Here is a 23,057-nt window from a genome sequence, read left to right as displayed (position 1 = left end):
CTGGGCCATTCTACTCCGCACGAAAAACATAAGACCCCGCGGAGCCTATCCGCGGGGTCTTATTAATCCTTAAAGACGCAAAGTCAGTTTTTGCCGTTCATGGCGCGATGCCGGAAAATCAGAGAGCCGACAGATGGGCCTCGATCGCGGAGATCGCGGTGTCCGCCTTGTCTCCGTCCGGGCCGCCGGCCTGCGCCATGTCCGGACGTCCGCCGCCGCCCCGGCCGCCAAGAGCCTCCGAGCCGATACGAACCAGATCGACAGCACTTACCTTCTCGGTCAGATCCTTGGTCACCGCAGTCACGATGGCGGCCTTGCCGTCTTCGGCAACGTTGATCAGCACCACGACGCCGGAGCCGAGCTGGGTCTTGGCTTCATCGGCCATGCCCTTCAGGTCCTTCGGGTTGATGCCTTCCACGGTGCGGGCCATGAGCTTGAACGAACCGGCGTCCTTGACGGCTGCTCCGCCACCTTCGCCGCCGCCGCCCATGGCAAGCTTCTTCTTGGCGTCCGCCAGTTCCTTTTCCAGCCGCTTGCGGTCGTCCACAAGCTGGGCCACGCGGGCTGTGACATCACCTGCACCGACCTTGAGGAGGCTGGCGAGTTCGCGAACCCGCTTGTCCTGCTGGTCCAGGTATGCGCGCGCGGCCTGACCGGTCAGCGCCTCGATGCGGCGAACGCCTGCGGCAACGGCACCTTCATTGACCAGGGTGACAAGCCCGATATCGCCGGTGCGGCTGACGTGGGTGCCACCGCAAAGTTCGACCGAGTAGGCCTTGCCGGCCTTGTTGCCATGAAGCGCGGTGCCCATGGTCACAACGCGGACTTCATCGCCATATTTTTCGCCGAAAAGCGCCATGGCTCCGCTTTCGATGGCCTCGTCGACAGCCATCAGGCGGGTTTCGACGGGTGCGTTCTGGAGCACGATTTCGTTGGCGTAAGCCTCCACGATCGCAAGCTCGTCGCCTTCCATCGGCTTGGGATGCGAGAAATCGAAGCGCAGGCGGTCCGGGGTGACCATTGAGCCTTTCTGAGCCACGTGGCTGCCGAGCACTTCGCGCAGCGCCTCATGCAGAAGGTGAGTGGCCGAATGGTTCGACCGCACGGCGCCCCGGCGCGTATGATCCACCGTCAACTGGACCGCGCGGTTCAGGGTCAGCTTGCCTTCCTCGACACTCACCAGATGGACGAACAGCCCATCGGCCTTCTTCTGAACGTCGGTCACGCGCACCTTCAGGCCGTCCGCAATCGCGACGCCGGTGTCACCGACCTGACCGCCGGATTCGCCGTAGAACGGCGTCTGGTTGACGATCATGGCGCCGGATTGACCTGCCGTGATCTCGTTGACTTCGGCGCCATCGGCGACAAGCGCCGTGACGACGCCCTCGGCGCTTTCCGCGTCGTAGCCGAGGAATTCGGTCGCGCCGAGCTTTTCCTTGAGCGCAAACCATACGGTCTCGGTCGCAGCCTCGCCCGACCCGGACCAAGCGGCACGGGCCTCGGCCTTCTGCCGCTCCATCGCAGCGTCGAAACCGCCGGTGTCGACGGTGATGCCACGGGCACGCAGCGCGTCCTGGGTCAGATCGAGCGGGAAGCCGTAGGTGTCGTAAAGCTTGAAGGCTGTCTCGCCATCCAGTTCACCGCCTTCGGACAAGCCGTCGGTCGCCGTGTCGAGCAGGCCAAGGCCACGCTCAAGGGTCTTGCGGAAACGGGTCTCCTCAAGCTTCAGCGTCTCGGTGATCAGCGCTTCTGCCCGCACCAGTTCCGGATATGCCCGGCCCATTTCGCGGATCAAGGCCGGAACCAGCTTCCACATGAGCGGCTCGCTCGCACCGAGCAGATGGGCATGACGCATCCCGCGGCGCATGATGCGGCGCAGGACATAACCGCGCCCTTCGTTGGACGGCAGGACACCGTCCGCGATCAGGAAGCTGGTCGAACGAAGGTGATCGGCAATGACCCGGTGGCTGGCGCGCGCGGCACCTTCCGCTTCGACACCGGTCGCATGGACCGACGCGCCGATCAGCGCCTTGAACAGGTCGATGTCATAGTTGTCGTGAACGCCCTGCATGACGGCGGCGATACGCTCAAGGCCCATGCCGGTATCGATGGACGGCCGCGGCAGGTCGAGACGGGCTTCCTTGGTCTGCTCATACTGCATGAAGACCAGGTTCCAGATCTCGATGAAGCGGTCGCCGTCTTCTTCCGGCGATCCCGGAGGTCCGCCCCAGATGTGGTCGCCGTGGTCGTAGAAGATTTCCGAACACGGACCGCAGGGACCGGTATCGCCCATGGTCCAGAAGTTGTCGGAGGTCGGGATCTTGATGATCCGGTCTTCGCCAAGCCCGGCGATCTTCTTCCAGAGGTCCGCTGCTTCCTGGTCTTCCGAGTAGACCGTGACCAGCAACTTGTCCTTCGGCAGGCCGTACTCCTTGGTGATCAGGTTCCAGGCCAGCTCGATGGCCCGGTCCTTGAAGTAGTCACCAAAGGAGAAGTTGCCCAGCATCTCGAAGAACGTGTGGTGGCGGGCCGTGTAGCCGACGTTGTCCAGGTCGTTGTGCTTGCCGCCGGCGCGCACGACTTTCTGGGATGTGGTTGCGCGGGAATAATCGCGCTTTTCAAGGCCCGTGAACACGTTCTTGAACTGAACCATGCCCGCATTGGTGAACATGAGGGTTGGATCGTTGCGCGGAACCAGCGGTCCGGACTCGACGACCTGGTGGTCGTTCTTGGCAAAATAGTCCAGAAACGCGGATCTGATTTCATTCACGCCGGTCATGCGGTGGTCTGCCTCGGTCCTGCCTGCCCGTTGGGTCGGGGCGGTCAATCTTGGGGCCGGAACTGAGACTGTCTCCCGTCCCGGTCGAACCAGCCTTTTATCCGGCCCGATTGAACGTGTCCAGAACGGCAAAGGCGAAGAAACGCCGGTTTTCAAGGGATGTCGGCACCGGCAGCGCGCGACGCATGCGGGCAAGTCAAAAGCGACGTCGCAAAAGCGCTGCCGAAATGCAAAACCCCCTCGCCTCAGACAAGGCGAAGGGGTCGTAACCAGCTTGGTTCAAAGGGGTCAAAATCCGAAGTGACCGGGCACAAATGCCCGGACAGAGGCAGAGTGCAGGACGATCAGGCGTCCATGTCGCCCTCGTCCTCGCTGCCGTCAGGATCGATGATCTTGTCGGCGATGAGGCCGGCGTTCTGGCGGATGGCCAGTTCGATCTCATCAGCGATTTCCGGGTTTTCCCGCAGGAACTGCTTTGAGTTTTCGCGGCCCTGTCCGAGGCGTTGGCTGTTGTAGGAGAACCACGCGCCGGACTTCTCCACGATGCCACCCTTGACGCCAAGGTCGATGAGCTCGCCCATCTTGGAGACCCCTTCGCCGTAAATGATGTCGAATTCGACCTGACGGAACGGAGGAGCGAGCTTGTTCTTCACCACCTTGACGCGGGTCTGGTTGCCGACGACCTCGTCACGGTCCTTGATCGCACCGATACGGCGGATATCGAGGCGCACGGACGCATAGAACTTGAGAGCATTACCGCCCGTGGTGGTCTCGGGAGAACCGAACATCACGCCGATCTTCATGCGAATCTGGTTGATGAAGATCACCATGCAGTTCGACTTGGAGATCGAGGCGGTCAGTTTGCGCAGCGCCTGGCTCATCAGACGTGCCTGCATGCCTGGCAGGCTGTCGCCCATTTCACCTTCCAGCTCGGCCTTCGGCGTCAGGGCGGCGACCGAGTCGATCACCAGAACGTCGATCGCGCCGGACCGCACCAGCGTGTCGGCAATCTCAAGCGCCTGCTCACCTGCATCCGGCTGGGAGATCAGGAGATCATCAATGTTGACGCCGAGCTTGCGGGCATAGATCGGGTCGAGCGCATGTTCCGCATCGACAAAGGCGCAAATGCCGCCCTTCTTCTGGGCTTCCGCAACCGTGTGAAGCGCAAGGGTCGTCTTGCCCGAGGATTCCGGACCGTAGACCTCGACGATGCGGCCACGCGGAAGGCCGCCGATGCCAAGGGCGATATCGAGCCCGAGCGACCCGGTGGAAACCGACTGGACCTCCACGGCCTGACCCTGGCCCATTTTCATGATGGAGCCCTTACCGAAGGCCCGTTCGATTTGCGACAGCGCTGCGTCGAGCGCCTTGGTCTTATCCATCTGGCTGCTTTCTACGAGACGAAGTGAACTTTGCGACATGGCTTGCGCTCCTTATTCCACGATGGACCCGCCATTTCAAACTGCGCATTTGTACCTTTTTTGTTCTCATTTGACAAGATCCTCTGCAGCATTGTTTTTTAACGTTTATTTTCAACATGTTCGAAATATGTTCTCACTTGCCCACGACAAATATGACGTAGCGTTATTTTCTCGCCTCGAAAAGTTATACCCAGAATCACTCGCCGCCCGGATGCGCTTGTATCGGGCACTCAGCTTGCCCGGCGCAGCGCGGGCTGATAGGCACGCTCCTTCGGCGCTCGTTCTGGCGAACCGCCTCTCCCTCTCCATGAATATCGGTTCGGCAAGGACAGCATGACCGTTTCAGGCCAAATTGATCAGGATTTGCTTGCATCGCCCCGTGCAGTCACGGCATTCGGTGCAGTTCACTGGGATACGATTGCCCATGCGGGACGCGTGATCCGGCGCGAAACGTCCACTCCGGCCGAGCTTTCCCAAAAGCCCGGCGGCGTCGCCACCAACGTTGCGCGGGCGCTTGTAAGGCTTGGAATCACGACCGGACTGAACGGCGTTATCGGCAACGATCCGGCCGGCCGCGTGGTGCGCGATCTGCTGCGGGACGAAGGCATCACGACCAACCTGCTTGCGCGCGAGGGCTTCTCGACGGGCCAGTATCTTGCCCTTCACGATCCCGACGGCAGCCTCGCCGCCGCCTGCATCAACGACCTGGTCCTGACCACGGCAGACCCGGCCTTCTTCAACGAGGCCGTGGGGAAGGCCGACCGCAATGCGCTCTGGTTCGTGGATGCCAACCTGCCCGGCGAGGTCCTGACGGCGATCGCCGACCAGGCCCCGGCCGGACAACTCGTCGCCGACGCGGTCTCCATCGCCAAGGCGCAGCGCCTCTCGGCCATACTTCCGAAGATTTCGCTGCTCATCCTGAACCGCGCGGAAGCGGCTTCCATTGCAGGCGCTGGAGAGGATACCCCTCCGGCGGAGCTTGCTTCGAAGCTCCATGCGAACGGCGTCAGCGCTGTTGTCGTCACCGATGGTGCGAACCCGGTGCATATCCGATCAGACGAGCTGAACTGCGCGCTCCAGCCGCCCAGCGCAGACATAATAGACGTGACCGGTGCCGGCGACGCCCTGATTGCCGGCACCCTCTGCGCCCTGGCGCATGGCCACGACCTGAGATCCAGCGTCGGCGCAGGCCTCCAGGCCGCGCGGCTGACCCTTGGAAGTCCCGGCGCCGTGGCCGACACCTTGTGCTGGGATTCAATCTCACCCTGATCTCCCTGGCATTATGCCTCCTTCCTCTTTTCCCATGCGCCCCGGCCCACTATTTCTGGTTTGCCCCGGTCCGCCTGCCTCCCCTTCCCGATCTGAAAGGCCACCTGTGACCCACACCGATTTCATCCTCCCGACCGAAGAAGTCCGCGCAGCCCTTGCCGATGGCAAGCCGGTCGTTGCGCTGGAATCCACCATCATCACCCATGGCATGCCCTTTCCCGACAATGTCGAGACGGCTCGCCTGGTTGAAGCGGACATCAGGGGCGAAGGCGCGATCCCGGCGACCATCGCCGTGCTCGACGGCAAGATCCGCATCGGCCTGGACGACGACGATCTGGACAGGCTGGCGAAGGCCGACAATGTGATGAAATGCTCGCGAGCCGATCTGGCCTTTGCCGTCTCCAGCGGACGGCCCGGCTCGACGACGGTTGCTGCGACGATGATGGCGGCCCATGCCGCAGGCATCAAGGTCTTCGCCACCGGCGGCATTGGCGGCGTTCACAAGGGCGCCGAGGAAACCTTTGACGTTTCGGCCGATCTGGATGAACTCGGCCGCACCCCCGTTTTGGTCGTTTGCGCCGGCGCCAAGGCCCTGCTCGACATTCCGAAGACCCTGGAAGTGTTGGAAACCCGCGGCGTTCCGGTCATTGCCCATGGCACAGACGAGCTGCCGGCCTTCTGGTCACGGGAAAGCGGCATCAAGGCACCGTACCGTCTCGACGATACCGGCGAAATCGCCAGGCTCCTTGTCACCCGTGCAGCCTTCGGCGATCACGGCGGTGTTTTGATCGCCAACCCGGTGCCCGCCGAGAATGAGATCCCGCAGGCGGAAATGGCCGGCTATATCGATACGTCCATTGCAAATGCGGTCAAGCAGGGCGTCAAGGGCAAGGATGTCACCCCCTTCGTCCTGGGCGATATCCTGAAACTTACCGGCGGGCGCTCGCTCGTCACCAACATCGCGCTTGTGCGCAACAATGCACGCCTTGCCGCGAGGATCGCGGTCGCCGCGGCCGCATAGGCCACGGCGATCCGGTAACGGAAGGTGTCGCAGGCGGGTCACAACGCCTGTGCTTTTCTGTCCCTCGCTGCTCGCCGGGCGGATAAGCCGTTGACTCCATGGCGGCACCCTGAACTAGATGATGCGCTGCGGGATGAACGTCCGGCGTCAAGGACTGCCGCTACGAAGGAAGAATCGGGAGACATGTCGATGGTGGATGGGACATCACAGGAAACCGCCGGGGCCGTCGCGCCAGCCGCGCCGACCGGGATCAGCCCCTTGCAGTATCTTGACCGGGCCCTGGGCAAGCTGCGCGAGATCGGCATTGCTCCGGAAACGGAAACCGATGCACCGATCAACGCGCTCCTGGAGCAGATTTCCGACCTGTCGCCGGACAAGATCCTGATCATCACCCGGACCCTCGGTCAGGCCTCCCAGTTCAACGAGGTCGTGCGTTCGCAGGTCCAGCAGATGGATATCGGCCAGCGCTACGAGGAAATCACCGACGCGTTCAACACCATTCGCGACGACGCCAAGGCCCTGGTTGATCAGCTGGCCGATGGCAAGATCTCCTTCACCGAGACCCTGTCGAACAAGTGGCGCGACCTGCGCCGCGGCACGATTTCCGACCGCTTCGACGACATTCGCGGCACCTACAAGGAAGTCGCCCGGGCAACGAAAGACCAGATCGAGCGCGAACAGACGATCCTGGAAGCCTACCGCGATTTCCGCGGCGCCCTGAAACAGGCTGAAGTCCATGCACTGGAGGTGCTGAATGTCGCAACGGACAAGCTGAACGGCGCCAAGGCAGCCCTCGAAGCAGCCTCGACCGACGTCGCAGGCTATGCGGGCGACGATCCGGCAGCCAAGGCCCGCCTCGAACTTGCCCGTGACGAGAAGCTTCGCGAGATGCAGGACGAGGAAAAGCGCTACCAGGTCGCCAAGGATCTCTCCGACAACCTGACAATCGGCTACAACACGTCGGAAGTCATCATGGCGCGCCTGATGCAGACGACCAATGCCAAGGAACGGGTCTATGCCCAGTCGGTCAGTTTCTTCTCGACAAACGAATCCGTACTGACCGCACTCAATGCCTCCTTCACCGGCCTGCAGGGCCTGCATGAGAGCACCGAAACGCTCAATGCCATGAAGGAAGGCGTCAACAAGAGCCTGGAAACCCTCGCCGAAATCGGCGACGCGGTTCAGAAGAAGGCTCTGGAAGCGGGCTATGGACCGACCGTTGCCGCAGCTTCGGTCAAGAAGCTTGTGGACTCGGTCGTCAACTTCCAGGTCCAGTCGCGTGAGATCATCAACGAGATGCGCGACATGTCGACCAAGAACTCTGAAGAGATCCGGACCGCGGTGGAAGACGGCAAGCGCCGCCTTGCCAAGCTCGCGGCCGAAGGCAACGCGCTTCGTAGCTGAAGACAAGCAGCCGCGCTGCATTGCGGATGCGCGGCTGCCAGCGGAGACTGAGCTTTATGGCGGAAAAGGCTGAAGCCCCGCTCGACGACCTGATGATGGCCATGGACGTGGTGGATACTCTCCGCCACGACGAAGTGCTTGTGCAAAAGGAACTCAGCGCGGACACCCGTGACGAGGGCATGATCAAGCGCCTGAAGGACCTCTATGCCGCACAGGGCATCGACGTCCCTGATCACATCCTGCAAGCCGGCGTCGAGGGCCTGAAACAGGATCGCTTCGTCTATGCGCCGCCCGCGTCCGGGTTTTCAAGATCCCTCGCCCTTCTCTATGTCACCCGCGGCTCCTGGTCGAAGTGGCTGGCCGGACTTCTCGTGGCGGCAATCATCGGGATTGCCGGATGGCAGTTCCTTGTGGTCGCACCGCGTGAGCGGGCCGCCGAAGCGCTCAGGATCGAGCTCACCCAGGACCTGCCCGCGCGGCTCGCCGAGCTAAGCGACCGGGTCAAGGGCCTGACGGACAACCAGGCCCTCCAGACAAGAGCCGATACCTTGCGAGCAGACGGCCTGAGCGCCGCTGCAGATGGCAAGGCGGAAGCAGCGCGCAAGGCGGCGAGTGACCTCCAGGCTCTCGCGGCCACATTGGCGCAGAGCTACGACGTTCAGATCGTGTCCCGGCCGGGTACGCCCACCGGCGTAACCCGCATCCCTGACGCAAACCGGAACGCCAAGAACTACTATCTCGTCGTTGAGGGAATCGATGCCGACGGCAAGGCAGTGCCCCTTCCTGTTGTCTCCGAAGAAGATGGCAAGTCGGAATTGGTGACCATCTGGGCCCAACGTGTCAGCAAGGCCGTCTTCGACCGCGTCCGGCGCGACAAGGAAGACGACGGAATCGTTCAGCAGACCCGGCTGGGAACGAAGAAGCGTGGGGAAACCGACATCGACTGGATTTCAGGCGTGGAGACGGGAGCAATCACGAAATGGTAGCCGCCCTTTTCCCGGAAAACGCTGACAAGGCAGGTTTGTCATGCTGAGCGGACGTCAGACCCTCTCGAGTATCGAGCAGGCCCTTGGCGACTTGCGGCGCGAGGAGACGGAGCTGAGCGGTCAGATCGACCGGGCAACCCGTTCCCTGACCGATATCCAGACACGGCAGAGCGAAGCCTACAAGGAGCTCGCGCGGTTCCGTCTCGACAATCATTCCGCGGAAACCCTGGACACGCGGCTCGACGAGGCAGCGCGCGAGGCGCGCCGCCTCATGGAAAAGCGCGCGCGCGACTACAAGACACTGTCGGACCAGCTTCGCGAGAAGGAAACCTCCTACGCCGACCTGAAGAAAAAGCGAGAAGCCCTGGCCGAGGAGGAGGAGGCTGCCGCGAGCCGCATGGACGACCTCATGGAAGAGGTAGACGGACGGCTGGAAAAGAATACGGACTATCAGGCCCAGCGCGAGCGCGCAGAGCGGGCAGCGAGCACCGCCGAGGCTGCAGACGGCAAGGCCCGGACGTCCCTCGCCGACCGGGAAGAGAAGGGCAAGGCCTACGAGTCCGACCGGCTTTTCATGTACCTTTGGGAGCGCGGTTTCGGGACACCCGACTACACGACCCGCGGCATCATCCGGTCCCTTGATCAGTGGGTCGCCGGACTGATCCGGTATCACGATGCCAGAGCCAACTACGCCATGCTGACCGGCATTCCGGAGCGCATGGCGCGGCATGCGGAACGTTGTGCGGAAATTGCTGCGCAGGAAGAAGCCCGCCTTGCACAGATGAGCCGTGACGCCCTGTCAGAAACCGCAGGCGAGGACATTGCCGGGCGCATCGACGCACTTGGGCAGGACATCGCCGAAACGGATCGCGAGATCGAGGCACTGGAACGCTCGACCGATACGCTGGCCGAAGCTCTGCAGGACTTCTCTCGCGGCGAAGATGAAGGCTTCGTCAAGGCCGAGGAACAACTCTCGGTCTCGCTCAAGGCTGACGATCTCAAGGATCTGTGGCGCGAAGCGCTCGACACCCCGTCACCCGAAGACGAAAAGATCGTGCGCCGTATCGAGGACCTGATCGAGCGCGGCGAGGATCTTGAGCGGGAAATCAGGCAGGATCGGGAGCTGCTGCGTGATATCTCCCGACGCCGCGCCGAACTGACCTCGGTCAGCCAGAACTTCCGCCGCAGCGGTTATGACACGTGGGATTCCACCTTCTCCGATACGTCCCTGACGACAATTCTGCTCGGCGAGCTGGTCAAGGGCGCGATTTCCGGCGCGGACTATTGGGCACGTGCGCAGCGCTCGCACAAGCGGCGCAAGCCAAAGGGTGGCCGCGTGGCCTTCCCGAAAGGCCGGGGCCTTCCCAGATCGATGGGCGGCGGCTTTGGCGGCGGTTTCGGAGGTGGCTCGTCCTCGTCCGGAGGCGGCGGTTTCCGCTCCGGAGGCGGTTTCGGCGGCGGCGGCTTCAAGACCGGCGACACGTTCTAGGGCGCGTAAGGCCAGCCTGGCCCGCATTTGTTGCCCGCATGCGCGGAACCGCCCTGCCGGCAGAGACGTTACTTCGGCAATGCCCGATCGATTACAAAGTGTTAACCTAGGCAATGGTTGCATGGGATGCTCGAACAACCCACGACCGCCAGAACAGATTGTCCGTTAACCGCGACATTCAAGGACCGTCATGCAAAAGCTGATCGCCATCGCCCTTCTCCTGACCCTGGCCGCCTGTCAGGGTTCAACAACGCGCCGGAGCGACTTGCCCCAGCAGCCGACACTCGACGTGCCGAGCGGCGCACAAAGCGTGGCGATTGCTGCGAGCCCGATTGCCGTTCGTGCCGCACTGGTTGCCAGCGCCATGGAAAAGGGCACTCCGGTCGTTCAGGATGAAGCGAACATGGTCGTGATGGAACGTACGATGACCGATGCCAATCCGGCACTCGATGCAGAGTTTGGCCCGTCCGACAATGGCAACCGGGTTATCCGCATCCGTGTGCGCTTCACCGGTGACCAGTGCCGCACGCTGGCGGTTCAGGACGTGGCGGTGATCAACAACGCGCGCACGGCCCTGGAACAGAGCTTCGTACTCCCTGGCAATGCCAATACGATGGAAAGCCTGCGCGGCCTGAAGTCCCGCGCCGAGCAGGGGAGCCCCTGCCCGCCGGTATCCTGATCGGCTTTAGAACCGGTAGCGGAAGCCAAGGCGGCCTGAATGGTCCTGGGAGGTCTCACCGATCTCTCCCAGATAGGTCACTTCCATGTCGAATGCGCTGTCCTTTTGCAGGGACAGCCCCGCCTCGAAGGACGCCGTGTTCTGATCGATCGGCGCACCTGCGACCGAGAACGCATCCCCGCCAGAGGCAAAGCGCATGGTCGAACTCGGGTTCACATCGCCCAGCGCATGCCGCCACGCCAGCGAGCCGACAAGCGATGCAGTGACGCCGTGGACTTCGCCGAGGATTGTTTGTGCGCGCACCCCGACCGTTGTAACTCCGAGAAGGTTGTCGGTGCTCTGCGACGTCAGTGCCGAAGCCCCGCCGGTTTCGGTAAATCCATCGGTGTGCTGGTTTACCAGCGCAATCCCGGCAAACGGTTCCATGACAGCCGATGAGATGCCGACAGCAAAGCCAAGTTCCGCAAAGGCCTGAGACGTGGAGGCGTTGTAATTGGCAGTCACGCGGTCCGAGAAGCCGGTGAAGGCCACGGTGCGCGCGGTATCGAGAGAATGCAGCGTGTAGCTTGTCCCGACACGGAGGCCGAGAGCACCTCCGGACAGATCCCAGCTCGTGCCGGCGTAAGCGCCCAGATGGTAGCCGTCGGCCGATCCACCGGAACTGTTGGACGGGGAATCGAACTGGCTTCGGGAATAGCCAGCCATTACGCCGATGCGCCAATCCGGTACGATCTCCGCGTCGAATCCTACCAGGAAGCCGCCGCCATAGCTCGTAACACCCTTGGTGTTGGACGTAGCTGCCGTTTCGGCCCAGCCGCCATAGGCGCGGCCCCACATCTGCGCGCCGATCTGCTCCAGCAGAGGCACTTCCCCGTCGCCATGGAACGCGACAGCAACCTGTCCCCCGCCGCCGCCACTGCCAGCGCCGCCCATTACATTCATCAGGCGCTGGTTGACGGTCGAGCGGTTTATCCCGGCTCCCTGCATGAAGGCGCCCTGCATGGTCGAATGGCTCTCCCCCGAGAGCGCGTTGAAGGCCTGCTCCGGTTCACCCGCCGGCAGACTGCGAACGGCATTGTAGAGCGCATTGCCCGAACCAAGGCTGGTGACCGCGCTGGCTGCCCCCTTCTGGTTCACGGTCTTCGCAAGCGTCGAAAAATTGACGTCGTTGCGTTCCAGCTTCAACGTCGCCTGCGTTCCCGTGTAGGCGACCGAGGCATCCAGATAGGCGAAGTTGTCCGTTACCGTTCCAAATGTACCGGTCAGCGTACCTGCCGTCAGGATCGTATAGTCGGTCCTGTCGCCATAGGTCTTGCCGTCATCGGTGCCGTTCTCCGCAACCACGGAAAGACTTGCGCCGCTGTCGATGGTGATGGACCCGGTGGCTGCGATCCGGTCGGCGTTGCCATTCTTGTCCACCTCGACCTGATAGACAGAGCCGGAGACGAGGCCAAGGTTCCCGGAAACGTTCAACGTGCCGATGGAATTACCCGGCGCAATCTTGCTCCCTGAGGCCAGTGTTACATTGGACACCGTCCCGGATCCGCCCAGCGTTCCGCCGCTCTTGACGGAGATCGCGTTATTGGCAGATCCGTTGACGGAAAGGACGCCGCTGTAGATATCAATTGCACCGGTATAGCTGGAGGTGAGGTCCAGTGTGCCGCCCCGCATCTCCGCTGTGCCGGTGAACGACGAATAATCACCACTGAGTTTCGTCGTCCCGGCGTGAAGTGCGATTGTTCCCGAGCCTGAAACCTTGCGGTCGAAATCGTAGGCGGAATTGGTATGGTTGAACACCAACGTACCGGAACCCGCTCCGAACTTGATGCTGTCGGCACCGATTGTCCCTGCGGCCGCTGCCGCCTGCCCCACTCCGGCTCCAACGTTGAGCGTTCCCGTGCTGCCGGCATTTTGCCCGATGAAGACGTCATCTCCTATGTCCAGCGATGCGCCATCGGCGAGGGTCAGGGTGCCCGTCCCGCTTTCCCCGACGACCAGGTCGTATTCGTCTATCCATCGGGACCCGCTGCCGGTTACCAGGGCTGTGCCGGTCGAACCAGCGTATCGGCCGATTTGCGAGTTGGTACTATCCACCTTGCCGCCGTTTGAAACGGTAATCGACCCGTCCGCATTCCGGCCGACGGTCATGTCGCCACCAACCGTCAGGGACGACGTGCTTCCCGAGACCTCGAGCACGCCATCACTTCCTGCCCCGTCACCCACAAAGACCTGATTGACCGAGAAGGTGCCGCCGTCAGTGAGCTTCAGCGCGCCCCCGTCTGCAATCATCTTGGCGGAGTTGCCGCCGGAAAAATCGGCTGTACCCGTAAGCGACGTGGTTCCGGACACGTTCCGGATGGTCAAGTCTCCGGACGTGTCGATGCTCATGTTCTGACTGAACGTATAGTCGCTGTTCGTATGGTTGAACACGAGGGCCGTTGTGCCTTGACCGAAGGCAATGCTGGCTGCACTCAAGGATCCGGACGCCGCGGCGCTCTTGGACGCATCCGCCCCGATATTCAGGGTGCCGGTCGAACCGATGGCACGGCCGACATACAAGGTGCCCGTACCCGAGGACACGTCAACCGACCCGCCATCTGCAATGGTCAGGCTTCCCGTTCCCGAATTCCCGACATACATGTCGTACGGCCCAGCCGAAAGCGAAGACCCGGCGCCAGTCACGAGAGCTGTCCCGTTGGAGAATGCGTTCTCGCCGATTCGCAAATAGTTCTGGAAGTAGGCAGCGGCTCCATCGGAGAGAATGAACTTTCCGGATCCTGAGTAGCCTATGGACGTATCGTCATATGCCCGCCAGGAGGATCCGCTTCCGGTCACGGTGAGCGTTGATGCTGGTACGCCGGACGAATAGCCGATTTTCGTGTCGAAACGGCTTCTCAGACTGCCACCGTTCTCCACGGTCACGGAGGCTCTCCCCCCCTGCCCCATCCGGAAGCTGTTGGTCGCGGTCAATCTCGACCCTGTGCCATCTACCGTAACCGTGCCTGACGAGCCTGACATCGCCCCGACATTGAAGTCGGAAATTGTAGTGGTGGCACCGTTTTCAAGAATGAGTGTGCCTGTGCCGTGGTTGCCGACGGTGATCCCGCTACCGTTCGACCACATGGACGGGCCACCGTTGATACGGACCGTACCGTCCGACCCCGAGATATTTCCAATAATGCCGCTATCGCTGGTAACCACCCCGCCTTGGGAAATCGTCAGCGTGGACGTGGCCGTGTCGCCGACATACAGCCCGCCACTGACAGTCCAACTGGCGCCTTTCGTGCCGCCGCCGGTTCCAATTACGGTTTCGTTGGTCCCGTCAATGATCTCGTCGGCAAGAGAGAATGCCGGGACCAGCGCAGCTGCTCCAACCAGAGCAGTTCCGGACAGCAGGCCGGCACGGAAAAAAGACTTCGCACTCATCGATGCTCCCGCAACCGAATTTTCGGCAGCCCCCTACATGACGTTGCGAAACTTTCAAAAAGACGGAAATAATCAAGAGGAAACAACTACATAAGCCAGGAAGCGCAAATTCTTTAGATTCAGCGAGCTTTTTGCAAGTGCATGTTGCAGTTATTTCCGGCGAGCGGGAAATACCTCAGGAAATCGAGGCCTTGGCAGGGCATAAGAGACAATTCCCACGCTCCGGAAAGCACGCAGGAGACCTAAAGGGACCAGGCTCAACCCGTCGGGCAGCGAATCAGATATCCACCGGCGCCCAATGTCGCACGCTGGCGTCTCAGGACGCCGCACTGATCAACACCGCGCGCATGGCTCTGGAACAGCGCTTCGTGCTGCCCGGCAACCCCGGCCTGCCGGTTTCCTGAACCAGCCACAATTGACGAAATAGCGGAACGCCCGGAGAGATCCGGGCGTCATTGGAACAGATCGCTCAAGCGGCTGATCGGTCGATGATGATGTGCCGCTCACCGCGAGAACAGGCTTCGATCCTGGCTTCAACCTTGTAGATTTCGCGCATGAGCTCGGGCGTGATGACGTCACCGGAGCGCCCCGCCGCCGCCAGGCGGCCGCCCGCAATCACGATCGTGTTGGCGCAGTATCGCAAGGCATGATTGAGATCGTGCAGGGCGATCAGAACCAGCATTCCCTTCTGCCGTGCGAGATCCTGCATGAACGTCAGCACTTCGACTTGGCGATAGAGATCCAGCGCGGAAGTCGGCTCGTCCATCAGCAGAACTTCCGGATCGCGCACGAGCGCCTGGGCAATCGAAACGAGCTGACGCTGGCCTCCCGACAATTCCCCGAGGTTGCGGAATGCAAGATCTGAGATCTGCAGGGCCTGCAGCAGCCGGTCGATTTCCTGAAGTTCGTGGTTCTGCACCCGCCATCCGCCGCCCTGCTTTGCTGCGAGAAGCACGGATTCATAGACCGTCAGGACCGCGTTGGCGTTGGTATCCTGAGGCATGTAACGGATGGCGTCTGCCGCCGGAACCTGCGCCTCTTCGAGAACCACCGTCCCCGGGCCCTTGAGAAGACCGGCGACACGCTTGAACAGTGTCGACTTGCCGGCAGCATTGGGCCCGATGACTGCGGTCAGTTCACCGCCCTTCAGGAGTGGTGTCGAGACCCCCTCCACGGTCAGGCCTGCTCCATAGCGGGCGCCGAGATCATTCAGCGTAATTGCTACCATGAGTTTCTCCGGTCGGCGAAGATGAGAGCAAAGAAGAACGGCACGCCGACGAGGGCGGTGATGACCCCGATGGGCAGGACCGCGCCAGGCAGCAGGATCTTCGATACGACGGAGGTGGCCGACAGCATCAGCGCTCCACACAGGATAGCCGCCGGAAGGAAGAAGCGTTGGTCCTCACCGACCAGCATCCGGGCGACATGCGGCCCGACCAGTCCGACGAACCCGATGGTACCGACGAACGAGACCGGTATGGCAGCAAGAAAACTCACGCCAATCAGCGTCTTCAGGCGCAAGGAACGGATATTCACCCCGAAACTCTGAGCCTTGACGTCGCCAAGACGCAGCGCCGTCAGAGCCCAGGAGTTCCGCACGAAGAACGGGATGCAAACAATCAGGACGGCAAAGGTCGCGTAGACCTTTCCCCAGGTCGCCTTGGTCAGTGATCCCATCGTCCAGAAGACAACAGCAGCAAGCGCCTGTTCCGACGCAAGGTACTCCATCAGCGACAGAAGGGCGTTGAAAGTGAAGACCAGCGCAATGCCGAGCAGAACGATTGTCTGAACCGTCACGCCCCGGAAGGTCGAGAAGAAATAGATGAACAGGGACGCAGCCATCGCCATGACAAACGCATTGAGCGGGATCATGTAGTGAACGGCGGCCGGAATGATGGCGACCCCGAGGACAAGGCCAAGAGCCGCTCCGAAACCTGCGGCTGCCGAAATGCCCAGGGTAAACGGGCTCGCCAGAGGGTTGGCCAGTATTGTTTGCATCTGGGCTCCGGCAAGAGACAGGCAGGCCCCAACGGAAATCGCCATCAAAGCGACGGGCATGCGGATATCCCAGATGACGACCCGAATCTGTAACTCGGCGGCATCGGGAAACAGCAGAGCGGAGATCACGTCCGCAAGCGGATAGTTGGCCGGTCCGAGCGCCAGGTCCACGGCGAAGGACAACGCCAAAGCAGCCAGGAGAGCGGTAAGCAAGAGGATTCGCCTAAGCGCAAGGGCGCGGTACAGACCGCGCCCCGTTGTGCCTTGGACCGCATCGGTTGCGGACATCTCGATCATCCTATTTCAATGAAACGAAATAGCCGGGCCGGTAGTCGACCGGCAGGAAGCGGTTATGCAGCTCCTGGAAGCTCGCCTCCGGATCAAGATCCGCAAACAGATCCGGATGAAGCCACTTTGCGATCTGCTGAACCGCAATGAACTGGTAGGGGCTGTTGTAGAACTGGTGCCAGATCGCGTGAACGTTCTTGTCGGCAACCGCCTTGACGCCGGTGAAGCCCGGACGCTCCATGAGCTTCGCCAGTTTCTGGCCCGTCACTTCAGGATCCGCGCCACTGCCGACCCCGACCCAGTTGCCGCCCGGAACATAAAGCTCCCAGTTTGCGCCGGTCACGATGATCTGGTCCGGATTGGCAGCAATGATCTGCTCCGGGTTGACCGTTCCGAAGGTCCCCGGAATGATCTCGCTTGCCATGTTCACCCCACCGGCAATCTCGACCATCTTGCCGAAATTCTCGTTGCCGAAGGACATGCAGCAATCATCTGAGTAGCCGCCTGCGCGCTCAATGAAGACGACCGGACGCTTCAGATCGCTTTGGGCTGCCAGTTTGTCTGTAACGGCCTTGATCGCATCGGCGCGGAACTTGATGAATTCCTCGGCCTTTTCTTCCTTCCCGAACAGCTTGCCGATCAGACGCATGGACGGCTCGGTATTGACCATCGGCTTTTCGCGGAAGTCGACATAGACGATCGGAATGCCGACCTTGGCGAGCTTCTCCGTGTAGCCGCTGTCTTCCGTCGCCGCCTTGGCGTCGAGGTTCAGGATGATGACGTCAGGATCGAGCGCAACAGCCTGTTCGACATCGAACGTACCGTCCTTCATACCGCCGAAGGTCGGCAGCTCTTCCATCTGCGGAAAGCTTTCAAGGTACTGGTGATACCCGTCATTGTCGGCCTTCTTGAAGTCATCGCGCCAACCGACGACGCGCTTGAACGGGTCTTCGCTGTCGAGCGTCGCGGTAAAATAGATCTGGCGTCCTTCTCCAAGGATGACCTTTTCCACCGGCACCTGAACCTCGACATTGCGTCCGGTGATATCCGTCACCGTCACGGTTTCGGCGGCATTGGCGCCCACAGGCAAAAAGCCGACGGCCAACAGCATGGCTCCTGCCCAAACCCTGATTTTCATCCCGATCATCCCGAATTGAAGAATTGATAAAAGTGGAGTATTTGACTCCTAAATTTGAGCTATATTTCTTGAGTTATTTGGTCAAGAAATATCTTTTAGAGCCCTTCTAACCAGCTCGTCAGCCCGGCGTGAACCCCATGGAAACACTTGCGAATTTTAACCTGAAAGACGAGATCAGAGATTACTGGAGTCAGCGTGCAGAGACGTTCGACAGCCAGCCTGGTCACGAGATCTTTTCGGAAGACGAGAGAGCAGCCTGGCATGCTTTGTTTCATCGTCATCTCGGTTCGGGGAAGCAGCGGACTGCTCTCGACCTTGCATCAGGCACCGGAGTGATTTCGCATCTCCTCGACGATCTCGGCTTCCATGTCACAGGCCTCGACTGGGCCGAGCCAATGCTCGAGCGGGCACGCGAAAAGGCCAAAATCCGCAAGCGCGATATCCGATTCGTCATGGGAGATGCGGAGCGCACACTGGAGAATCCGGACAGCTACGATGTGGTCACCTGCCGGCACCTAGTCTGGACCCTCGTCGATCCACTGGCGGCCTTCCACGAGTGGTTCCGGATTCTCAAGCCAGGCGGCCAGGTTCTCATCATCGATGGAGACTTCGTCAATCCGGGTCTTTTCAACCGGATCATCGCGCGCATTTCGGCCATACTGGGCATGGCCTCAAGATCAAGCGCCCGTGGAGACGGCCACAAGCCGGCGAACATGATGGAAACCCACCGGAGCATTGTGTCCCGGGTCTATTTTTCAAAGGGCGCTCGCGCACAAGATGTAGCTGCCCTGCTGGAACAAGCCGGCTTCACCGGCATCGCAATCGACACCAACATGCGCCGGATCCATCGCACGCAGGCCCGCAACTTCAGCCTGCTGAAAGGACTGGAACGGGCGACACAGCACCGCTACGCAATTTGCGCAAGAAAGCCGGCGACTTAGGAGGTCGGGGGCACTGCCCCAGCTCGCCGGAACAAACCATTCAGACGGAGCGCAGATAGTCCTCGTCCGAGACAGGCTCAGCCCAGTCGACCACGGAACCGTTTTCGGCTTCGGCGATGGCGACATGGGCCATCGAGGTGCGATCGGTCGCACCATGCCAGTGCCGCTCACCGGGTTCGAACCAGACCACGTCGCCGGGACGGATTTCATGAATCTCGCCACCGTCGCTCTGAGCCCAGCCAAGCCCGCTCGTCACGATGATCAACTGACCTTTCGGATGGGTGTGCCAGTTGGTACGCGCACCGGCAGTGAAGCTGACCACTGCGCCGCTGAATCCCGCCGGTTCTCCTGCGGCAAACGGAGTATCCAGGGACACCATGCCGGTGAACCAGTCGGCCGGACCTGTGCGTGTCGGGTTGGTTCCGTTAGGCGTGATCTTCATCATTTCCTCCGCAGGCAGGCCGCCTTTGACGTGCCGTCCTAGCTGTTCAGGACTTCCTTCACCGTCGTTGCCAGCTGCTTCAGCGTGAACGGCTTGGGCAGGAAGAAGAACTTCTCGTTGGCCGGAAGGTTTTCCTCGAAGGCGTCCTCAGCGTAGCCGGAAACAAAGATGATCTTGAGATCAGGGCGGGTCTTGCGCAGCTCGACAAGGAGCGTCGGACCATCCATTTCCGGCATGACCACGTCGGAGACGACAAGGTCAATATTCCCGCCCGTTTCCTCCATGACCTCAAGCGCTTCGGTGCCTGATCCTGCTTCGTGCACGGTGTATCCGCGCGACGCCAGCGCTCGTGCACCGAAGGCCCGTACCGCCTCCTCGTCTTCGACAAGGAGAATGGAAGCAGACCCGGTCAGATCCGCGACCTTTTCCGGTTCGGCTTTCACTTCCTTGACCGGCTCGTCGACGACAGCGGGAATATGGCGCGGCAGGAACAGACGGAACGTGGTTCCAACGTCCACTTCCGAGGTGCAGAAGATGAAGCCACCCGTCTGCTTGACGATGCCGTAGACGGTCGACAGGCCGAGACCGGTTCCCTTGCCCACTTCCTTGGTCGAGAAGAACGGATCGAAGATCTTTTCCATGATCTCCGGCGGCATGCCATGACCGGTATCCGTGACTTCGATCAGCGTGTACTCCCCGGGAGGCATCCCGCGGGTGTTCTCGAACTGGGTCGACTCGGCCTCGGTCACGTTGCCCGTGCGAATCGTCAGCTTGCCGCCGTCGGCCATCGCATCGCCAGCGTTGACCGCCAGGTTGACTATCACCTGCTCAAGCTGGTTGAGATCGGCCATCACCGGCCACAGGTCGCGGCCATGGACGACCTTCAGCTCGACCTTCTCGCCCAGAAGCCGGTCGAGCAGGATCGACAGATCGGCCAGAACATCATTCAGCGCCAGCTGCTGCGGGCGCAGGGTCTGACGCCGCGAGAAGGCCAGAAGCTGACGGACCAGCCCCGCCGCACGGTTGGCGTTCTGCTTGATGTTCATGATGTCCTGGAAGGACGGGTCGGTCGGGCGATGGCTCGCAAGCAACAGGTCGGAGAAACCGATGATGGCGGTCAGCACGTTGTTGAAGTCATGGGCAACGCCACCGGCGAGCTGCCCGATCGCCTGCATCTTCTGGCTCTGGGCGAACTGGGCCTCGAGCGCACGCTGCTGCGTCGTCTCCAGAGCATAGACGATGGCGGCTTCACCGTCGCCCTCGCCTTCCTGCACGGCCGAGACATAGAAGGTCGCAGAACGCGGGTCGGGACCGGTCTCGTTGAGCGGGATGTCGATCGGAGCGATCTCGCCGATGCCGTTGGCCGCCGCCGAGAGCGCCCTGCCAAGTTCTTCCCGTCCGCTGGCGGCGATGAAGTCCTCAAGCTTGGGCGGCTCCCCAGACAGGTCGACCGGTCCGAACAGGCGTAGGAACGGTGCGTTGGTGCGAAGAACCCGGCCCTCCGTATCGAGCGAAGCGATGGCAATCGGCGTGTTGTTGAAGAAGCGGGCAAAGCGCACTTCCGCCGCTCGCAGCGCTTCCGACGCTTCTTCTCCGCGCGAACGGTTGAGAACGAGGGTACGGCTGTCGCCTGCATGCCCGCTTTCGCCGAACGGTACGCGGTGGAGCAGCCGAACCGGGAAACTGCGGCCACTCTTTGCCACGAAATCGAGATCGAAGGTCTCGCTCTTGACCTCGCCGGCCTGTCCCTTGACGGAGCGGATCAGCTCGGTTCCGTCCCCCTGGACAATCTCGCCGAGGCCGAGTTCTCCGGCTTCGAACTGGGCAAGGTCGTAACCTAGCCAATCTGCAAGTGTCGCATTCAGATAGACGATCCGACCCGCACCATCGCAGGAGAAGAAACCGGCAGGGGCGTGGTCGAGGAAATTGATGACCCTTTGAAGTTCCTGGAACGAGTTTTCCTGCTCGGCCCTGTCGCGGGTGATATCAGCCAGTTGCCAGACCGCCAGACGTTTTCCGCTGCCGCCGTCCTGCCGCTTGAGCACCAGTGGCCGGATCGATACGCGGTACCAGCGCGCCCCGCCCTCGGAGCGCCCAAGCGGTACCGGCATGCGGATTTCTTCCTGCGCTCTCAGGCCGTCGCGCATAGCCTGTGACAGACGGAAGATCGCATCGGCAGCGTCCGGATCGCTGGAGAAAACGCGCTCAAGGACACGAATGTCGGCTTCGGTTTCCGCACCGGTCAGATCGCCGTAGGACTGGTTGGCGTAAACCAGGCGTCCCTCGGTATCGGTGATCAGCGCACCGTCATCGAGAGAATTGAGAAAGGCGGCCGCGATCGGACTGCCACCGCGTCCGGTTCCGAAGCGCAGGAACCCGATGGCACCGGCGAACAGGCAGAAAACGCCGACGACCGCAAGAATGCCGAGGAGGCCGAGGACGAACGGCTGAGACTGGTCCTTGCCCAGCACCGCAAATGCAGCCGCAGCGACCACCAGCGCCAAGGCCAGACCGATCAGCAGCCAGATATTTCCGGTCCTTTCCGGCCGGTCGATCATCGGCTCAAGAGCTGCGCCGTCCAGATCATTCATACCCCAAAACTCCCTGACCCGAATCGACACGCCGGGTCCACGCCAAGCATTCTGTGCAATGCCCGGAAATTCAACCAATCCAAGCCCAATTCGCGCCTAATTCGCGCGCCATCCAGAGCGTTTGCGCATTTTGAAGACGAAGCCGATGACCTCGGCGACCGCCTTGTAGTGTTCTTCCGGAATTTCCTGGTCGATTTCGACAGTCGCATAGAGTGCACGCGCCAGCGGCGGGTTCTCGATAATTGGAATGTCGTGACCCTTGGCGACTTCCCTGATCTTCAACGCAACGGCATCCGTTCCCTTGGCCAGACACATGGGCGCCCCCATGCCGTCCTCGTATTTCAGCGCCACAGCATAGTGGGTCGGGTTGGTAACCACCACGGTTGCCTGGGGAACGGCCGACATCATGCGCTTGCGGCTACGCTCCATACGCAATTGGCGGATTTTGCCCTTGACGTGCGGGTCACCCTCGGTCTGCTTGTATTCTTCCTTGACCTCCTGCAGCGACATCTTCTGCTTTTCCCACCACTTGTGCCGCTGGTAGAGAAAATCGAGGCCTGCAACAACGGTCATGACCGACAGGATCGCCGCCAGCACCTGCAGAACGAGCATGCGCGACTCGTCCAGAAGCACCACGGTTTCGGCGAAGATGATCGTATCGGCCTCGTCGCGGTGCGGCCATAGGACAGCCACCATAATGGCACCGACGACCGTTATCTTGACGAGCCCCTTGGCGAAGTTGACGAGGCTTTCGGAGGAGAACAGGCGCTTGAACCCGGACAGGGGAGAGATCTTGGATAGCTTCGGCTTGATGGTCTCTGTCGTGAAGACCATCTGGTGCTGCACCATGTTGCCCGCGACCGCCATCAGGACCAGCGCCAGAAGCGGCAGCCCCACGATCAAGGCGATCGATTGACCGGTATCGCGCCACAGGGCGCGCAGGGCCAGACCATCGGCAGGTATCTGGTGGGCATGCTCCAGGAACCCCTTGAGGAGCCCGGCCAGAGAGGATGCCATTGTCGGCGCGAAAATGGCGATCAACAATGCCGAACCGGCAAGCGTGAACCAGGTGCTGACCTCCTGGGATTTGGGAACGTCCCCCTTGTCGTGCGCATCTTTCAAGCGCTTGTGTGTGGGGTCCTCGGTTTTCTCCGAATCGTCGGAACCTTCTGCCATCTAGCCCCC

At 61.4% G+C, this 23,057-nt stretch carries 16 protein-coding genes; 7 read left to right on the top strand and 9 right to left on the bottom strand.

The window, feature by feature from the left end; translation table 11 throughout:
- Positions 1 to 118: 118 nt before the first annotated feature.
- Both alaS and recA read right to left on the bottom strand, forming a co-directional pair.
- Positions 119 to 2,779, bottom strand: coding sequence for an alanine--tRNA ligase (gene alaS / locus ACN0SY_RS18560; protein WP_417689816.1), 2,661 nt, complete (start codon positions 2,777 to 2,779; stop codon positions 119 to 121).
- Between the two features lie 344 nt (positions 2,780 to 3,123).
- Positions 3,124 to 4,200 (bottom strand): recombinase RecA, encoded by a 1,077-nt coding sequence (gene recA, locus ACN0SY_RS18555; protein ID WP_417689814.1) that lies wholly within the window; start codon positions 4,198 to 4,200, stop codon positions 3,124 to 3,126.
- Positions 4,201 to 4,533: 333 nt separating this feature from the next.
- On the opposite strand from recA, the gene ACN0SY_RS18550 reads away from it, so the two are divergent.
- The 6 genes from ACN0SY_RS18550 to ACN0SY_RS18525 all read left to right on the top strand — a co-directional run bounded on the left by ACN0SY_RS18550 (position 4,534) and on the right by ACN0SY_RS18525 (position 11,048).
- Entirely contained in the window at positions 4,534 to 5,469 is a 936-nt protein-coding gene (locus ACN0SY_RS18550) for a PfkB family carbohydrate kinase (RefSeq protein WP_417689812.1), read from the top strand.
- Between the two features lie 34 nt (positions 5,470 to 5,503).
- On the top strand, positions 5,504 to 6,490 hold the full coding sequence (locus ACN0SY_RS18545) for a pseudouridine-5'-phosphate glycosidase (protein WP_417690060.1): 987 nt from the start codon (positions 5,504 to 5,506) through the stop codon (positions 6,488 to 6,490).
- A gap of 189 nt (positions 6,491 to 6,679) precedes the next feature.
- Positions 6,680 to 7,894, top strand: a complete 1,215-nt coding sequence (locus ACN0SY_RS18540) for a cell surface protein (protein WP_417690058.1) — start codon at positions 6,680 to 6,682, stop codon at positions 7,892 to 7,894.
- A gap of 56 nt (positions 7,895 to 7,950) precedes the next feature.
- The gene (locus tag ACN0SY_RS18535) at positions 7,951 to 8,880 is read left to right on the top strand and encodes a DUF6384 family protein (RefSeq protein WP_417689810.1); all 930 of its coding nucleotides are present in this window, start codon (positions 7,951 to 7,953) and stop codon (positions 8,878 to 8,880) included.
- A 40-nt stretch (positions 8,881 to 8,920) separates the two neighbouring features.
- Positions 8,921 to 10,369 (top strand): hypothetical protein, encoded by a 1,449-nt coding sequence (locus tag ACN0SY_RS18530; protein ID WP_417689808.1) that lies wholly within the window; start codon positions 8,921 to 8,923, stop codon positions 10,367 to 10,369.
- Between the two features lie 190 nt (positions 10,370 to 10,559).
- A complete protein-coding gene (locus ACN0SY_RS18525) occupies positions 10,560 to 11,048 on the top strand; it encodes a hypothetical protein (RefSeq protein WP_417689806.1) in 489 nt (162 codons plus the stop codon).
- 6 nt (positions 11,049 to 11,054) lie between these two features.
- Here the strand turns inward: ACN0SY_RS18525 and ACN0SY_RS18520 are convergent, their stop codons facing one another.
- The 4 genes from ACN0SY_RS18520 to ACN0SY_RS18505 form a co-directional block, all read right to left on the bottom strand.
- Positions 11,055 to 14,474: an autotransporter domain-containing protein gene (locus ACN0SY_RS18520; protein WP_417689804.1), complete on the bottom strand. Its 3,420-nt coding sequence runs from the start codon at positions 14,472 to 14,474 to the stop codon at positions 11,055 to 11,057.
- A gap of 469 nt (positions 14,475 to 14,943) precedes the next feature.
- Positions 14,944 to 15,702, bottom strand: a complete 759-nt coding sequence (locus tag ACN0SY_RS18515; RefSeq protein ID WP_417689802.1) for an ABC transporter ATP-binding protein — start codon at positions 15,700 to 15,702, stop codon at positions 14,944 to 14,946.
- Positions 15,696 to 16,760 carry a FecCD family ABC transporter permease gene (locus ACN0SY_RS18510; protein WP_417689800.1) on the bottom strand — a complete coding sequence of 355 codons (1,065 nt, stop codon included), beginning with the start codon at positions 16,758 to 16,760 and terminating at the stop codon, positions 15,696 to 15,698. Before ACN0SY_RS18510 ends, ACN0SY_RS18515 begins: the two co-directional genes overlap by 7 nt.
- Before the next feature lie 10 nt (positions 16,761 to 16,770).
- Positions 16,771 to 17,871 (bottom strand): ABC transporter substrate-binding protein, encoded by a 1,101-nt coding sequence (locus tag ACN0SY_RS18505; protein ID WP_417690056.1) that lies wholly within the window; start codon positions 17,869 to 17,871, stop codon positions 16,771 to 16,773.
- Positions 17,872 to 18,035: 164 nt separating this feature from the next.
- Here ACN0SY_RS18505 and ACN0SY_RS18500 point away from each other — a divergent pair, with 164 nt between their 5' ends.
- Positions 18,036 to 18,839 carry a class I SAM-dependent methyltransferase gene (locus tag ACN0SY_RS18500; protein WP_417689798.1) on the top strand — a complete coding sequence of 268 codons (804 nt, stop codon included), beginning with the start codon at positions 18,036 to 18,038 and terminating at the stop codon, positions 18,837 to 18,839.
- A gap of 40 nt (positions 18,840 to 18,879) precedes the next feature.
- Here ACN0SY_RS18500 and ACN0SY_RS18495 read toward each other — a convergent pair whose 3' ends face one another.
- The 3 genes from ACN0SY_RS18495 to flhB form a co-directional block, all read right to left on the bottom strand.
- Positions 18,880 to 19,281 carry a cupin domain-containing protein gene (locus tag ACN0SY_RS18495; RefSeq protein WP_417689796.1) on the bottom strand — a complete coding sequence of 134 codons (402 nt, stop codon included), beginning with the start codon at positions 19,279 to 19,281 and terminating at the stop codon, positions 18,880 to 18,882.
- 38 nt (positions 19,282 to 19,319) lie between these two features.
- Entirely contained in the window at positions 19,320 to 21,872 is a 2,553-nt protein-coding gene (gene cckA / locus ACN0SY_RS18490; RefSeq protein WP_417689794.1) for a cell cycle histidine kinase CckA, read from the bottom strand.
- Between the two features lie 96 nt (positions 21,873 to 21,968).
- A complete protein-coding gene (gene flhB / locus ACN0SY_RS18485) occupies positions 21,969 to 23,048 on the bottom strand; it encodes a flagellar biosynthesis protein FlhB (RefSeq protein WP_417689792.1) in 1,080 nt (359 codons plus the stop codon).
- Between the last annotated feature and the right edge of the window lie 9 nt (positions 23,049 to 23,057).

The sequence above is a fragment of the Roseibium sp. genome (assembly GCF_048261595.1).
Lineage (GTDB): Bacteria > Pseudomonadota > Alphaproteobacteria > Rhizobiales > Stappiaceae > Roseibium.
This window is presented reverse-complemented; position numbering and strand designations above follow the sequence as displayed.

Coding starts and splice junctions, on each gene's coding strand:
- alaS (WP_417689816.1), bottom strand. CDS start 2,779: ATGACCGGCGTGAATGAAATCAGATCCGCGTTTCTGGACTATTTTGCC.
- recA (WP_417689814.1), bottom strand. CDS start 4,200: ATGTCGCAAAGTTCACTTCGTCTCGTAGAAAGCAGCCAGATGGATAAG.
- ACN0SY_RS18550 (WP_417689812.1), top strand. CDS start 4,534: ATGACCGTTTCAGGCCAAATTGATCAGGATTTGCTTGCATCGCCCCGT.
- ACN0SY_RS18545 (WP_417690060.1), top strand. CDS start 5,504: ATGCGCCCCGGCCCACTATTTCTGGTTTGCCCCGGTCCGCCTGCCTCC.
- ACN0SY_RS18540 (WP_417690058.1), top strand. CDS start 6,680: ATGGTGGATGGGACATCACAGGAAACCGCCGGGGCCGTCGCGCCAGCC.
- ACN0SY_RS18535 (WP_417689810.1), top strand. CDS start 7,951: ATGGCGGAAAAGGCTGAAGCCCCGCTCGACGACCTGATGATGGCCATG.
- ACN0SY_RS18530 (WP_417689808.1), top strand. CDS start 8,921: ATGCTGAGCGGACGTCAGACCCTCTCGAGTATCGAGCAGGCCCTTGGC.
- ACN0SY_RS18525 (WP_417689806.1), top strand. CDS start 10,560: ATGCAAAAGCTGATCGCCATCGCCCTTCTCCTGACCCTGGCCGCCTGT.
- ACN0SY_RS18520 (WP_417689804.1), bottom strand. CDS start 14,474: ATGAGTGCGAAGTCTTTTTTCCGTGCCGGCCTGCTGTCCGGAACTGCT.
- ACN0SY_RS18515 (WP_417689802.1), bottom strand. CDS start 15,702: ATGGTAGCAATTACGCTGAATGATCTCGGCGCCCGCTATGGAGCAGGC.
- ACN0SY_RS18510 (WP_417689800.1), bottom strand. CDS start 16,760: ATGTCCGCAACCGATGCGGTCCAAGGCACAACGGGGCGCGGTCTGTAC.
- ACN0SY_RS18505 (WP_417690056.1), bottom strand. CDS start 17,871: ATGCTGTTGGCCGTCGGCTTTTTGCCTGTGGGCGCCAATGCCGCCGAA.
- ACN0SY_RS18500 (WP_417689798.1), top strand. CDS start 18,036: ATGGAAACACTTGCGAATTTTAACCTGAAAGACGAGATCAGAGATTAC.
- ACN0SY_RS18495 (WP_417689796.1), bottom strand. CDS start 19,281: ATGAAGATCACGCCTAACGGAACCAACCCGACACGCACAGGTCCGGCC.
- cckA (WP_417689794.1), bottom strand. CDS start 21,872: ATGAATGATCTGGACGGCGCAGCTCTTGAGCCGATGATCGACCGGCCG.
- flhB (WP_417689792.1), bottom strand. CDS start 23,048: ATGGCAGAAGGTTCCGACGATTCGGAGAAAACCGAGGACCCCACACAC.